This window comes from Alteromonas hispanica (genome assembly GCF_010500915.1).
Lineage (GTDB): Bacteria > Pseudomonadota > Gammaproteobacteria > Enterobacterales > Alteromonadaceae > Alteromonas > Alteromonas hispanica.
In genome coordinates this window covers 93,946-109,730 of the sequence record NZ_JAAAWP010000003.1, presented here as the reverse complement: position 1 = coordinate 109,730, position 15,785 = coordinate 93,946, and the positions used below count along the sequence as shown (strand labels likewise).

The 15,785-nt window shown below is 45.6% G+C and carries 10 protein-coding genes; all 10 read left to right on the top strand.

The annotated features are described in order from the left end of the window. Window positions 1-146 precede the first annotated feature (146 nt). The 10 genes from rplK (at window position 147) to tuf (ending at window position 15,744) form a co-directional block, all read left to right on the top strand. Window positions 147-575 (top strand): 50S ribosomal protein L11, encoded by a 429-nt coding sequence (gene rplK, locus GTW09_RS06010; protein ID WP_071980819.1) that lies wholly within the window; start codon window positions 147-149, stop codon window positions 573-575. 4 nt (window positions 576-579) lie between these two features. Beyond that, window positions 580-1,275 carry a 50S ribosomal protein L1 gene (rplA, locus tag GTW09_RS06005; RefSeq protein WP_071980818.1) on the top strand — a complete coding sequence of 232 codons (696 nt, stop codon included), beginning with the start codon at window positions 580-582 and terminating at the stop codon, window positions 1,273-1,275. A 303-nt stretch (window positions 1,276-1,578) separates the two neighbouring features. Next, window positions 1,579-2,097, top strand: coding sequence for a 50S ribosomal protein L10 (rplJ, locus tag GTW09_RS06000; RefSeq protein WP_163110853.1), 519 nt, complete (start codon window positions 1,579-1,581; stop codon window positions 2,095-2,097). A 57-nt stretch (window positions 2,098-2,154) separates the two neighbouring features. After that, window positions 2,155-2,529: a 50S ribosomal protein L7/L12 gene (gene rplL, locus GTW09_RS05995; protein ID WP_071980817.1), complete on the top strand. Its 375-nt coding sequence runs from the start codon at window positions 2,155-2,157 to the stop codon at window positions 2,527-2,529. Between the two features lie 326 nt (window positions 2,530-2,855). After that, entirely contained in the window at window positions 2,856-6,884 is a 4,029-nt protein-coding gene (rpoB, locus tag GTW09_RS05990; RefSeq protein WP_083595325.1) for a DNA-directed RNA polymerase subunit beta, read from the top strand. Window positions 6,885-6,965: 81 nt separating this feature from the next. Then, window positions 6,966-11,138: a DNA-directed RNA polymerase subunit beta' gene (gene rpoC, locus GTW09_RS05985; protein ID WP_163110851.1), complete on the top strand. Its 4,173-nt coding sequence runs from the start codon at window positions 6,966-6,968 to the stop codon at window positions 11,136-11,138. Between the two features lie 308 nt (window positions 11,139-11,446). Beyond that, the gene (gene rpsL, locus GTW09_RS05980) at window positions 11,447-11,821 is read left to right on the top strand and encodes a 30S ribosomal protein S12 (RefSeq protein WP_071980814.1); all 375 of its coding nucleotides are present in this window, start codon (window positions 11,447-11,449) and stop codon (window positions 11,819-11,821) included. Between the two features lie 74 nt (window positions 11,822-11,895). Further along, entirely contained in the window at window positions 11,896-12,366 is a 471-nt protein-coding gene (rpsG, locus tag GTW09_RS05975) for a 30S ribosomal protein S7 (RefSeq protein ID WP_071980813.1), read from the top strand. 27 nt (window positions 12,367-12,393) lie between these two features. Next, window positions 12,394-14,496, top strand: coding sequence for an elongation factor G (gene fusA, locus GTW09_RS05970; protein WP_100973044.1), 2,103 nt, complete (start codon window positions 12,394-12,396; stop codon window positions 14,494-14,496). Between the two features lie 63 nt (window positions 14,497-14,559). Next, window positions 14,560-15,744: an elongation factor Tu gene (gene tuf / locus GTW09_RS05965; RefSeq protein ID WP_083595409.1), complete on the top strand. Its 1,185-nt coding sequence runs from the start codon at window positions 14,560-14,562 to the stop codon at window positions 15,742-15,744. Window positions 15,745-15,785: the final 41 nt, after the last annotated feature.

Sequence of the window (15,785 nt, the reverse complement as noted above, 5' to 3'; positions counted from 1 at the left end):
AAGATCGTTTTTTAAGCATTTAGGGACTTGCATAGCAATTAATCAACCCTTATAATGCGCGCCCTTTTAAACGGAAACGGGAAGCCGATTGAGCAAATATTCTCTGTATTTGCGAGGCGTTAGACCCAAACAAGAGAGCATTTAAAATGGCTAAAAAAGTAAGCGGTATTATCAAGCTTCAGGTTGCGGCAGGTGCTGCTAACCCAAGTCCACCAGTTGGTCCTGCACTAGGTCAACACGGTGTGAACATCATGGAATTCTGTAAGGCTTTCAATGCAAAGACTGACAGCCTAGAGAAGGGTGCTCCGGTACCAGTAGAAATTACTGTATACGAAGACCGTTCTTTCACATTCGAAACTAAGACTCCTCCTGCGTCATACCTTCTTAAGAAGGCAGCTGGCATCAAGAGCGGTTCTGGCCGTCCTAACACTGAGAAAGTGGGTAAAGTTACCACCGCTCAGTTAGAAGAGATTGCTAAAACTAAAGAGCCAGACTTAACAGCTGCTGATCTAGAAGCAGCGGTACGCACTATCGCGGGTTCTGCTCGCTCAATGGGCTTGAACGTAGAGGACTAATCGGATGGCTAAATTAACAAAACGCGCTCGTCTAGTACGTGACAAAGTTGACTCTACTAAAGAGTATGAAATCAACGAAGCTGTTGCACTTTTAAAAGAATTAGCGACTGCTAAATTCGCTGAAAGTGTTGACGTTGCTGTAAACCTTGGTATCGACGCTAAGAAATCTGACCAAAACGTTCGTGGTGCTACTGTACTACCTAACGGTACTGGTAAAGACGTGCGCGTTGCGGTATTCACTCAAGGTGCTAATGCAGAAGCTGCTAAAGAAGCAGGTGCTGACGTTGTTGGTATGGAAGACTTAGCTGAACAAGTTAAGAAAGGCGAAATGAACTTTGACGTTGTAGTTGCTAGCCCAGACGCGATGCGCGTAGTTGGTCAACTAGGTCAAATCTTAGGTCCACGTGGCCTAATGCCTAACCCTAAAACAGGTACAGTAACGCCAGACGTTGCTACAGCTGTTAAAAATGCAAAAGCTGGTCAGGTTCGCTACCGCAATGATAAAAACGGTATCATCCACGCTAGCCTAGGTAAGATTGCGTTTGAAGCAAATCAAATTCAAGAAAACCTTGAAGCGCTACTTGAAGCATTGAAGAAAGCTAAGCCTTCTTCTGCAAAAGGTACCTATATCAAGAAGATCAGCCTAAGCACTACAATGGGTGCGGGTGTTGCTCTTGATAAGGCTTCTGTAGGTCTTTAATACTGATGGGCTTGACCCGTTAGTTCTCTGAAAGGTTATGGGTTGGAGTTGTGTACATAGCAGTGCTAGTAAGCAACTCCCGTCCAAGACCGCAGGTGCGGTGTGGTGAAAGAGGTAAGAGAACTTTCACAGTCAACACACTGCTTAATAGAACAACCTGCGCAGACGGTGGTTTGACTCAGACTCTCTGGGATAACAAACACCGTAGAGCGGTATCAAATATGACGTTTGGTATCAATCTGTGAACCCTGACGGCGTGAGTAGTTAATTACAAACAATGTCAGATACAAAGAGGTGAACTCAGTGGCACTAGGTTTAGCAGCAAAAAAAGAGATCGTAGCAGAGGTATCTGAAGTTGCGTCTCGCGCTCTATCCGTTGCCGTCGCTGAATACCGTGGGATGGAAGTTGCAGATCTGACTGACCTACGCGTAAAAGCTCGTGAGCAAGGCGTATACCTAAAGGTTATACGTAACACACTAGCTAAGCGTGCATTGGCAGACAGTAAATTTGCAGACTTGGAAAGCGCACTTACAGGTCCGCTTATCTATGGTTTCTCTATCGACGCACCAGGCGGTGCGGCACGTCTTTTCAAAGACTTCGGTAAGACTAACGATAAGCTTAACGTAACAGCACTTTCAATTGGTAGTGGTCTTCTTGGTCCAGAGAAATTGGACGCAGTTGCTTCACTTCCAACTCGCGACGAAGCGCTTGCAAGACTACTTGCAACCTTCAAAGCACCAGTTGGGAAATTCGTTCAAACAATCAACGAAGTTCCTGGCAAGTTTGTGCGCGTATTGGCGGCGATCAAAGACGAGAAGTAATTTTCGTTTTTGGCATATTGATTTTTTTAACATTAAAAACCCAGGAGTTTAGAGAACATGGCTCTAACTAAAGAAGATATTTTAAACGCGATTGCTGAAATGCCAGTTATGGAATTGGTTGAGCTAATCGAAGCAGCTGAAGAAAAATTCAACGTATCTGCTGCAGCTGTTGCTGTTGCTGGTCCTGCTGCAGCTGGTGAAGCTGCTGCTGTTGAAGAGAAAACTGAATTTGACGTTGTAATGACTTCATTCGGTGGCAACAAAGTTGCGGTTATCAAAGCAGTTCGCGGCGCGACTGGCCTAGGTCTTAAAGAAGCTAAAGAAGTAGTTGAGTCTGCTCCTAAAGCTATCAAAGAAGGCGTAAGCAAAGAAGAAGCTGAAGAACTTAAAGCGGCACTTACTGAAGCTGGCGCTGAAGTTGAAATCAAGTAATCTGATTTGATCAGATTATTTGCCTGAGACGGCAAGGCTGGTGGTTTTTTGAACCACCAGCCTTTTTGCGCTGTATAGTGTGTAGAATATAACCCTTATCTACATTTCACTAGGCGCACATCGGTCAACACCGTTAAAAGCATAAAAATCCAACAACTTAACTAATAATTGGTTAAAATTTGTTGTATGCTGGTGAACTTGCCCGAATTAGGGTTGTGGAAGTTTGTTGCTTATTGCGCCATTTGAAACGCAGCTTTTAGCCCATAGCACGCGTTTTAAAGCATTTAGCAGCAGGTTGGGTCATAAATCAGCAGGCTGAGGAACCCATGGTTTACTCTTATAGCGAAAAGAAACGTATCCGTAAGGATTTTGGCAAACGCCCACAGGTATTGGAAATTCCATACCTTCTTTCAATTCAGCTTGATTCTTTCAAAAAGTTTATTGAGATCGACGCCGATGCTCAATACGGTTTGGAAGCAGCATTTCGTTCCGTTTTTCCAATTAAAAGTTACTCAGGTAATTCAGAGCTTCAATATGTAAGCTACCGCCTGGGAGAGCCAGTATTCGATGTTAAAGAATGTCAGATACGCGGTGTAACTTTCTCTGCTCCGTTAAGAGTAAAACTACGGTTAGTATTGTTTGACAAAGACGCAGCCCCAGGTACCGTAAAAGATATTAAAGAACAAGAAGTGTACATGGGAGAAATCCCATTGATGACAGAGAACGGTACGTTCGTTATCAATGGTACAGAGCGTGTAATTGTGTCACAACTACACCGTTCACCTGGTGTGTTCTTTGACCACGACAAGGGTAAAACCCACTCGTCTGGTAAAGTACTTTATAACGCGCGCGTCATTCCTTACCGTGGCTCTTGGTTAGACTTTGAGTTTGACCCTAAAGATAACTTGTTCGTGCGTATCGACCGTCGTCGTAAATTGCCGGCAACTATTATCTTGCGCGCATTGGAAATGACGTCAGAAGAAATCTTAGATACATTCTTCGACAAAGTTAATATCCGCATTGATAAAGACCGTCTAATGATGGAAGTGAAGCCTGATCGCCTACGTGGTGAGACAGCAGCTTTCGACATTATCGACAGTGATGGCAATGTGGTTGTTGAAACAGGCCGTCGTATCTCTGCTCGTCATACACGTGCACTAGAAAAGTCTGGTTTGACAGAGCTAGAAGTACCTGCCGATTATCTCATCGGTCGAGTATTTGCTGCTACTTATGTAAATGAAGACACGGGCGAAGTTATTGTTAGTGCAAACGACGAGCTTGCACTAGAGAACTTAGCTGAGCTTAGCCAAGCTGGTATTAAAGAATTTGAAACTCTTTATATCAACGAGCTTGATCACGGGTCATACATTTCAGATACGCTACGTATAGACTCTTCAACAAACCGCCTAGAGGCGCTTGTTGAAATTTACCGTATGATGCGTCCTGGTGAGCCACCAACGAAAGACGCTGCAGAAACGTTATTCGAGAACTTATTCTTCTCTGAAGAGCGTTATGATCTTTCTTCAGTGGGTCGTATGAAGTTTAACCGTCGTTTAGGCCGCGAAGAACTTATTGGTTCTGGTACGCTTGCCAAAGAAGACATTATTGCTGTTATGAAACAGTTAATAACAATTCGTGACGGTAAGGACGAAGTTGATGACATCGATCACCTAGGTAACCGCCGTATTCGTTCGGTTGGTGAAATGGCTGAGAACCAATTCCGCGTTGGTCTTGTGCGTGTAGAACGTGCAGTTAAAGAGCGTCTAAGCTTAGGCGACCTAGACAACGTAATGCCACAAGATCTTATTAACGCCAAGCCTATCTCGGCAGCGGTGAAAGAGTTCTTCGGTTCGTCGCAATTGTCACAGTTCATGGACCAAAACAACCCGCTATCAGAAGTAACGCATAAGCGTCGTATTTCTGCATTAGGTCCGGGTGGTCTTACTCGTGAACGTGCTGGCTTCGAAGTTCGAGATGTACACCCGACTCACTATGGTCGTTTGTGTCCAATCGAAACGCCGGAAGGTCCAAACATCGGTCTAATTAACTCATTAGCGAGCTTCGCGCGCACTAATGACTTTGGTTTCTTAGAAACACCTTTCCGTCGCATTGTTGACGGTGTTGTTACCGATGAAATCGATTATTTATCTGCAATTGAAGAAGGCCAATTCGCGATTGCTCAGGCTAACATTGCGTTATCTGAAGCAGGTGAGTTGGTAGACGACCTTATTCCATGTCGTCACCGTGGTGAAACAACCTTGATGCCAAAAGAAGACATCAAATACATGGACGTTTCTCCACAGCAAATCGTATCAATTGCGGCAAGTATAATTCCATTCCTAGAACACGATGATGCAAACCGTGCACTTATGGGTGCCAACATGCAACGTCAGGCTGTTCCTACATTACGTGCTGATAAGCCGTTAGTAGGTACGGGTATGGAAAGAACTATTGCAGTAGATTCTGGTGTAACTGTTGTCGCTAAACGCGGTGGTACAGTTGATTACGTAGATGCGAGCCGCATTGTAATCAAGGTTGCTGAAGATGAGATGCTTCCAGGTGAAGCAGGTATCGATATCTACAACCTGACTAAATACACTCGCTCTAACCAAAACACCTGTATCAATCAGCGCCCTACGTGTAATGTTGGCGACCCGATAGTCACTGGTGACGTGCTAGCCGATGGTCCTTCAACAGACCTTGGTGACCTTGCACTTGGTCAGAACATGCGTATCGCGTTCATGCCTTGGAATGGTTACAACTTCGAGGATTCAATCCTTATTTCTGAGCGAGTTGCTCAGGAAGACCGTTTCACTACTATTCACATTCAAGAGCTAAGCTGTATTGCTCGTGATACTAAGCTTGGGCCAGAAGAAATTTCTTCTGATATTCCAAACGTAGGTGAGTCTGCGCTAAGCAAGCTTGATGAATCAGGTGTTGTTTACATCGGTGCGGAAGTGAAAGGCGGCGACATTCTAGTAGGTAAAGTAACACCGAAAGGTGAAACTCAGCTTACTCCGGAAGAAAAACTTTTAAGAGCTATCTTTGGTGAGAAAGCGTCTGACGTTAAAGATACGTCTCTCCGTGTACCTAACTCAGTTCACGGTACGGTTATCGATGTTCAAGTATTTACCCGCGACGGTGTAGAGAAAGATAAGCGTGCGCTTGAAATTGAAGATATGCAGCTTCGTCAGGTTAAGAAAGACCTTACTGATGAATTTGAAATCCTTGCGGACGGCATTTTTGCACGTGCTCAAACTGCGCTAACTCGTGCTGGCGTTGAACAAGCGAAGCTTGACAGCCTACCACGCGAAAAGTGGTTTGAAATTGCACTTAACAGCGAAGATGCACAGTTAGAGCTTGACCAAATTGCTGAACAGCATGCTGAGATCAAAGCTGACTTCGATAAGAAGTTCGAAACTAAGCGTCGTAAGATAACGCAAGGCGATGATTTAGCGCCTGGTGTACTTAAGATAGTTAAGGTTTACCTAGCGGTTAAACGCCACATCCAACCGGGTGATAAAATGGCGGGACGTCACGGTAACAAGGGTGTTATCTCTACTATTCAACCAGTAGAAGATATGCCATACGATGAACACGGTACGCCGGTAGACATCGTACTTAACCCACTTGGTGTACCATCTCGTATGAACATCGGTCAGATCCTTGAGACTCACTTGGGCATGGCTGCTCACGGTCTTGGGGTTAAAATTGACCGCATGATTAAAGAGCAGCGCGAGCTAGCCGAAATGCGTGATTTCTTGAAGAAAGTTTACGAACTAGGTGAAAATCACCAAGAAGTAGACATTGATAGCTTCACAGATCACGAAGTTCGTCGCTTAGCGGAAAACCTTCGTAAGGGTGTTCCAGTAGCAACACCTGTATTCGATGGTGCTCGCGAGTCTGAAATCAAGGAAATGCTGAAGCTTGCTGATATTCCAGAAAGCGGTCAGATTACCTTGTTCGACGGTCGTACTGGTAATTCATTCGAGCGACCTGTTACGGTTGGTTACATGTACATGCTGAAACTGAACCACTTAGTAGACGACAAGATGCACGCGCGTTCTACTGGTTCATACAGCCTTGTTACGCAGCAGCCTCTTGGTGGTAAAGCACAGTTTGGTGGTCAGCGCTTCGGTGAGATGGAAGTGTGGGCACTTGAAGCTTACGGTGCGGCATATACCCTGCAGGAAATGCTTACTGTTAAGTCGGATGACGTTAACGGACGTACTAAGATGTACAAGAACATCGTCGATGGCGACCACAGAATGGAGCCTGGCATGCCAGAATCCTTCAACGTATTACTTAAAGAAATTCGCTCGTTGGGTATCAACATCGAGCTTGAAGAGAAGTAATACGGCAATTGCCGCGTAATGTTATGAGATGACCCGGTGCTTGCACCGGGTTCTAGAGACTGACTCCGCTGGGAGAGTAATGTGAAAGACTTATTAAAGTTTCTAAAGCAACAACACAAGGCCGAAGAGTTCGATAATATTCGAATCGGTCTGTCTTCACCTGACATGATTCGTTCATGGTCATTTGGTGAAGTGAAGAAGCCTGAGACTATCAACTATCGTACGTTCAAGCCTGAGCGTGACGGTTTATTCTGTGCCCGTATCTTCGGACCGGTAAAAGACTACGAGTGTTTGTGCGGTAAGTACAAGCGTCTTAAGCACCGTGGTGTTATCTGTGAGAAGTGTGGCGTAGAAGTGACACTGACTAAAGTTCGTCGTGAGCGTATGGGCCACATCGAGCTAGCAAGTCCTGTAGCACACATTTGGTTCCTTAAATCGCTACCGTCACGTATCGGCCTAATGCTTGATATGACACTTCGCGATATCGAACGCGTGCTTTACTTCGAATCGTATGTTGTGACCGAGCCGGGTTTAACAACACTTGAGCGCGGACAACTTCTAAACGAAGAAGATTACCTTGACTCATTAGAAGAACACGGCGACGAATTCGAAGCGAAAATGGGTGCAGAAGCAGTATTCGACCTGCTAACCGTACTTGACGTTGACGCCGACGTTGCAGCGATGCGTGAAGAGTTACCTTCAATCAACTCTGAAACAAAGCGTAAGAAAATCACCAAGCGCCTTAAGTTGCTTGAGTCATTCCAGCAGTCTGGTAACAAGCCAGAGTGGATGATCATGACAGTACTTCCAGTATTGCCACCCGATCTTCGCCCTCTTGTACCACTAGATGGCGGTCGATTCGCAACATCTGATTTGAACGACCTTTATCGTCGTGTAATCAACCGTAATAACCGTCTTAAGCGTCTTCTAGACCTTGCTGCTCCAGACATTATCGTGCGCAACGAAAAGCGTATGTTACAAGAGTCTGTTGATGCACTTCTAGATAACGGACGTCGCGGTCGTGCGATTACCGGTTCTAACAAGCGTCCACTTAAGTCGCTTGCAGACATGATTAAAGGTAAGCAGGGTCGTTTCCGTCAAAACCTTCTTGGTAAGCGTGTTGACTACTCTGGTCGTTCTGTAATTACCGTTGGTCCAACACTTCGCCTTCACCAGTGTGGTCTTCCTAAGAAGATGGCATTAGAGCTATTTAAGCCGTTTATTTACGGTAAGCTTGAAGGACGTGGTCTTGCAACAACAATCAAAGCTGCTAAGAAGCTAGTAGAGCGCGAAGCACCAGAGGTTTGGGACGTACTAGATGACGTTATCCGCGAACACCCTGTATTGCTTAACCGTGCACCAACACTTCACCGTTTGGGTATCCAGGCATTCGAACCAACACTGATTGAAGGTAAAGCGATTCAGCTTCACCCATTAGTGTGTGCGGCGTACAACGCCGACTTCGATGGTGACCAAATGGCGGTACACGTTCCGTTGACAATCGAAGCACAGCTTGAAGCACGTGCACTAATGATGTCGACGAATAACATTCTGTCACCTGCTAACGGTGAGCCAATTATCGTTCCTTCACAGGACGTTGTATTGGGTCTTTATTACCTTACGCGTGACAAAGTAAACGGCCTAGGCGAAGGCATGGTATTTACCAGCCCGAACGAAGCAGAAAAAGCATACCGCACAGGTAATGCTGAGCTCCATTCTCGCGTTAAAGTACGTATTACAGAATATGACATTGATGAAGACGGCAATAAAACAGAGAAAGTAACGCTAACGCAAACCACGGTCGGTCGTGCAATTTTCTCATTGATCCTTCCTAAGGGTCTTCCGTTTGAAATCATCAACCAGCCTATGGGCAAGAAGCAAATTTCAAGACTATTGAATGCTTGTTACCGTACGCTTGGTCTAAAAGACACCGTTATTGCGGCTGACCAAATCATGTATACCGGCTTCCACTACGCGATGATCGCGGGTGCGTCTGTTGGTATCGACGATATGGTAATCCCTGAAGCGAAGAAAGAAATCGTTGACGCTGCTGAAGCAGAAGTTATCGAGATTCAGGAACAGTTCCAAAACGGTCTAGTAACAGCCGGTGAGCGTTACAACAAAGTTATTGATATCTGGTCAAATGCCAACGAAAAAGTTGCTAAGGCCATGATGGATAACCTTAAGACTGACATCGTAATCAACCGCGATGGCGAGGAAGAAGAGCAATCATCATTTAACTCTGTTTATATGATGGCCGACTCGGGTGCTCGTGGTAGTGCCGCTCAGATTCGTCAGCTAGCTGGTATGCGTGGTCTGATGGCTAAACCAGATGGTTCAATCATCGAAACACCCATCACAGCAAACTTCCGTGAAGGTCTTAACGTTCTTCAGTACTTCATCTCAACGCACGGTGCGCGTAAAGGTCTTGCCGATACAGCACTTAAGACAGTGAACTCGGGTTACCTCACTCGTCGTCTTGTAGATGTTGCACAAGATTTGGTTATCACTAACGATGATTGTGGCACATTCGAAGGTGTGACAATGACACCGCTAATCGAAGGTGGTGATGTTGTTGAACCGCTTCGCGAGCGTGTTCTTGGTCGTGTGGTAGCAGAAGATGTAATCAAGCCTGGTACAGACGAGGTGTTGGTTGAGCGTAATGTACTTCTAGACGAAGCGCTAGTAGACATGCTTGAAGCTAACTCGGTTGACCAAATTCAGGTACGCTCGGTTATCACATGTGATAACGACTTTGGTGTATGTGCTAACTGTTACGGTCGTGACCTTGCTCGCGGACACATGGTTGGTAGTGGTGAGTCGGTTGGTGTTATTGCAGCACAATCAATCGGTGAACCTGGTACACAGCTTACCATGCGTACCTTCCACATTGGTGGTGCGGCATCACGAGCGTCTGCAGAAAACAGTGTTCAGGTTAAAACAGCGGGTAGCCTTAAGCTACACAATGAAAAATCTGTACGTAACTCTGACGGCAAAGTGGTTATTGTTTCTCGTTCAACAGAGCTTACTGTTATCGATGAACAAGGTCGTGAGAAAGAACGCTATAAAGTGCCTTACGGCGCAGTACTTAGTGTTGATGACGGTGCGAAGATTGCTGCTGGCGACGTTGTTGCTAACTGGGACCCGCATAGTCCCCCAATCGTTACTGAACGCGCAGCGAAAATTAGCTTCGCGGACATCGACGACACTAATACAGAAATGCAGCAAGATGAGCTTACTGGTCTAACGCGTATTGTTGTTAAAGATTTAACAAAAGCAAACGCCAAAGAGCCTAAGCTAATTCTTGAAAGTGATGAGTTCGGTCTTCAAGAAATTCGTCTTCCAAGCTTCACTACCATTGAAGCGAAAGAAGGCAAAGTGGCTAACGAAGGTGACGTGCTAGCGCGTATTCCTCAGGAAAGCTCGAAGACACGTGACATCACGGGTGGTCTACCACGAGTTGCTGACTTATTCGAAGCACGTAAACCTAAAGAGCCTGCTATTCTTGCAGAAATCTCAGGTACTATCGGTTTCGGTAAAGAGACTAAAGGTAAGAAGCGCCTAGTAATTACGCCTGCAGAGGGTGATGCATACGAAGAGATGATTCCAAAGTGGCGTCAGCTTAACGTGTTTGAAGGTGAGAAAGTGGAAAAAGGCGAAGTTATCGCCGACGGTCCAGAGTCTCCACACGACATTCTACGTCTTCGCGGTATCTCTGCAGTAGCGAACTACATCGTGAACGAAGTACAGGAAGTTTACCGTCTACAGGGTGTTAAGATTAACGATAAGCACATCGAAGTTGTTATTCGTCAGATGCTGCGTAAGTGTGTTATCACTCACCCAGGCGATACTCAGTTCCTAGAAGGCGAGCAAGTAGAAGTTTCTAACGTGAAAGTGGCCAACCGTGAAATAGAAAAACACGGTAAGATTCCAGCGCAGTACGAAACACAGCTGCTTGGTATCACTAAGGCGTCACTGTCTACTGAGTCATTTATCTCAGCAGCGTCTTTCCAAGAAACAACTCGCGTTCTTACTGAAGCAGCGGTTCAAGGTAAAGAAGATGACCTACGCGGTCTGAAAGAAAACGTAATTGTTGGACGACTCATTCCAGCGGGTACGGGTTTCGCCTACCATGAACGCCGCGCTCAACAGCGTAAAGAGCAAATCGAAGAAATGTCAGTATCTGCTGCAGATGCGGAACAGGCATTGACCGAAGCGCTTAACGCTGGTGCAGACGACGATTCGGCCGAATAAGGCATGATCACAGGAGCGCGTTAACGTGCTCCTAACATAATGGCAGCTCAAGCTGACAGATTTTAAGAATATTAAGTGCTTAGAGTTTGTACAGCTTGACAGTCAGGGCGATGATCATTAATATTCCGCGACCCGATTTTGGATAGCCCCGAAAAGGCTCGATAAACGGTCGCGGTTTTTTGTATCAAAGCTCAGTAAATATTGACGAGCACAATATTTACAACAAAGGGCGACAAAGAAAAAGTCGCATTAATATGGACCCAATCACAGTGATTGGGTTTTCGTAGTTTTTAATCAGGAGCTAGTTAATGGCAACAGTTAACCAGTTAGTGCGCAAGCCACGCAGAAAGCCCGTTGAAAAAAGCAACGTAGCTGCACTGCAAGCTTGTCCACAGAGACGTGGTGTATGTACTCGTGTATATACAACTACGCCAAAGAAACCAAACTCTGCACTACGTAAAGTATGTCGTGTGCGTCTAACTAACGGTTTTGAAGTTTCTTCATACATCGGTGGTGAAGGTCACAACCTACAAGAGCACAGTGTAGTACTTATCCGTGGTGGTCGTGTTAAAGATTTACCAGGTGTTCGTTATCACACAGTTCGCGGTACTTTGGACTGCGCAGGTGTAAACGATCGTAAGCAAGCCCGTTCTAAGTACGGCGCGAAAAGGCCTAAGTCTTAACGGTTCTCCGTTAGTAAGGCCAAACTGAAGTTTAAGAGTTTTGGGTATTCCCTGAATTCATACGGAGAATAGAAATGCCAAGAAGAAGAGTCGTAGGTCAACGTAAAATCCTACCAGAGCCAAAATTTGGTTCACAACTGCTTGCTAAATTCATGAATGTCGTAATGCTCGACGGCAAGAAGTCAGTCGCTGAAAAAATCGTTTACGGTGCGCTAGATATTGTTGCTGAAAAAACCAACAAAGCACACCTTGATGTATTCGAAGAAGCTCTTGATAACATCCGCCCTACGGTAGAGGTTAAATCTCGTCGTGTTGGTGGTTCAACTTATCAGGTTCCAGTAGAAGTACGTCCAGTTCGTCGTAATGCACTAGGTATGCGTTGGATGGTTGATGCTGCACGTAAACGTGGCGAAAAGTCTATGGCACAACGCCTAGCGGCTGAGATGTTAGACGCAGCAGAAAATAAAGGTTCAGCGGTTAAGAAACGTGAAGACGTTCACCGTATGGCCGAAGCAAACAAAGCGTTTGCTCACTACCGTTGGTAATCAACGTTATTTAACTGAGAGAGATTTATGCCTCGTAAGACCTCGATTGAGCGTTATCGCAATATTGGTATTGTGGCTCACGTGGACGCGGGTAAAACCACGACCACAGAGCGTGTCTTGTTTTATACAGGACTGTCTCACAAAATCGGAGAAGTGCACGATGGTGCTGCTACCATGGACTGGATGGAACAAGAGCAGGAGCGTGGTATTACTATCACGTCTGCTGCTACTACCTGTTTCTGGTCTGGTATGGAGCAACAGTTCGATCAACATAGAATAAATATCATCGACACGCCAGGACACGTAGATTTCACTATTGAGGTGGAACGTTCATTACGTGTTCTTGACGGAGCGGTAGTTGTATTCTGTGGGTCTTCTGGGGTAGAACCTCAATCAGAGACAGTCTGGCGACAGGCTGACAAATATGCAGTGCCACGCCTTGTATTCGTTAACAAAATGGATCGGGCTGGTGCTGACTTTGAGCGTGTTGTGGGTCAAATTCGCAAACGTTTAGGCGCTAACTGTGTTCCGATTCAAATCAACATGGGCGCTGAAGAAGAATTTCATGGTGTCATCGATTTAATTAAGATGAAATCAGTCAATTGGAATGAAGAAGACATGGGTATGACATTTACCTATGAAGACATTCCAGCTGAATATTTAGAGAAAGCCGAGCAGTATCGCACTGAAATGGTAGAAGCAGCCGCTGAAGCCTCAGAAGCGTTAATGGATAAGTATTTAGAAGGCGAAGAGCTAACTGAAGACGAAATCAGACTTGGACTTCGCACTCGTACGCTGAACAACGAAATTGTTCTTGCCACTTGTGGCAGTGCCTTCAAAAACAAAGGTGTTCAGGCAGTACTCGACGCAGTTGTTCATTTTTTGCCGTCGCCAAACGAAGTAAAAGCGATAACCGGTATTCTCGACGACAAAGACGAAACAGAAGCAGAACGTCATCCTACGGACGAAGAGCCGTTTTCTGCACTGGCGTTTAAAATAGCGACCGACCCGTTTGTTGGTACGCTGACGTTTTTCCGCTGTTATTCTGGTGTGGTGAATACAGGCGATACTGTATATAACCCTGTGAAAGGCAAGCGCGAGCGATTTGGTCGTATCGTGCAAATGCACGCGAAGGACAGAGAAGAAATTAAAGAGGTACGCGCGGGTGATATTGCGGCTGCAATAGGCCTTAAAGATGTCACTACTGGTGATACGCTGTGCGATCCGAATAACATCATTACGCTAGAGCGTATGGAATTTCCCGACCCGGTTATTTCAATTGCGGTAGAGCCGAAGTCACAAGCTGACCAAGAAAAAATGGGTATAGCGCTAAGTAAGCTTGCTGCGGAAGACCCGTCTTTCAAAGTAAAAACTGATGATGAGACGGGGCAAACGATCATTTCTGGTATGGGTGAATTACACCTAGATATCATCATTGATCGTATGAAGCGGGAATTTAAGGTTGAATGTAACGTAGGTAACCCTCAGGTTGCTTATCGTGAGACCCTTCGCAAAGCTGTTGAGGTGGAAGGGAAGTTCGTTCGTCAGTCTGGCGGCCGTGGTCAGTTTGGTCACGTATGGCTGCGCATAGAACCTCAGGAAGAGGACTTTGGCTACGAATTTGTGAACGAGATCGTCGGTGGTACTGTACCAAAAGAGTTCATTCCAGCGGTCGATAAAGGAATTCAGGAGCAGATGCGAAGTGGTGTTCTTGCAGGGTATCCCGTACTCGATGTAAAGGTTACTTTGTTTGATGGTTCTTACCACGATGTTGACTCTTCTGAAATGGCGTTTAAGATCGCCGGCTCAATGGGTTTCAAAAAAGGCGCCGCAGAAGCAAATCCGGTGTTGCTTGAACCCACTATGAAAGTTGAAGTAACTACTCCAGAAGACTGGATGGGTGATGTTGTTGGTGACTTAAATCGTCGCCGCGGCATGATCGAAGGTATGGAAGATGGCGTAGCAGGTGTTAAAATGATACGTGCTAAAGTGCCTCTTTCAGAAATGTTTGGGTATGCGACAGACTTGCGTTCACAAACGCAGGGTCGTGCTTCATACTCAATGGAGTTTTTCAATTATTCTGAGGCGCCTAACAATGTGGCGCGGGCTATTATTGAATCTAGAATCTAATCTAAATGAAGGTTCGGTCCGGTCTATTTGTGGGTCGGACTTTTAACTTAGGAAACGAGAAAAATGGCAAAAGAAAAGTTTGAACGTACGAAACCCCATGTAAACGTGGGTACAATCGGCCACGTTGACCACGGTAAAACCACGCTAACTGCAGCTATCACTACTGTTCTTTCAAAGACATACGGTGGTTCAGCTCAAGCATTCGATCAAATCGATAACGCGCCTGAAGAAAAAGCACGTGGTATCACTATCTCTACGTCACACGTAGAATACGATACTCCATCACGTCACTACGCGCACGTTGACTGCCCAGGACACGCTGATTACGTTAAAAACATGATCACTGGTGCTGCTCAGATGGACGGTGCAATCCTAGTAGTTGCTGCGACAGATGGCCCTATGCCTCAAACTCGTGAGCACATCCTACTTGGTCGTCAGGTTGGTATTCCTCACATCATCGTGTTCATGAACAAATGTGACATGGTTGATGACGAAGAGCTTCTTGAGCTAGTAGAAATGGAAGTTCGTGAACTTCTTAGCGAATATGAATTCCCAGGCGATGACCTTCCAGTTATCCAAGGTTCTGCACTTAAAGCGCTTGAAGGCGATGCAGAGTGGGAAAAGAAAATCATCGAACTAGGTGAAGCTCTTGATTCATACATCCCAGAGCCAGAGCGTGCAATCGATAAGCCGTTCATTCTTCCAATCGAAGACGTATTCTCAATCTCAGGTCGTGGTACTGTTGTAACAGGTCGTGTTGAGCAAGGTATCGTTAAAGTAGGTGAAGAAGTAGAAATCGTTGGTATCAAAGATACAACTAAGACGACTTGTACTGGTGTTGAAATGTTCCGTAAGCTTCTAGACGAAGGTCGTGCTGGTGAGAACGTTGGTGTACTACTACGTGGTACTAAGCGTGATGACGTAGAGCGTGGACAAGTACTAGCGAAGCCTGGTTCAATCAACCCACACACTAAGTTCGAAGCAGAAGTATACGTATTGTCTAAAGACGAAGGTGGCCGTCATACTCCATTCTTCAAAGGCTATCGTCCACAGTTCTACTTCCGTACAACTGACGTAACTGGTGCTGTAGAGCTTCCAGAAGGCGTAGAAATGGTAATGCCTGGTGACAACCTTAAATTCAAGGTTGAGCTAATTGCTCCGATTGCGATGGACGAAGGTCTACGTTTCGCAATCCGTGAAGGTGGTCGTACAGTAGGTGCTGGTGTTGTAGCGAAGATCCTAGACTAATCTAGACTTTGCAAACACTGCACAAAAAAGCGCACTTAGGT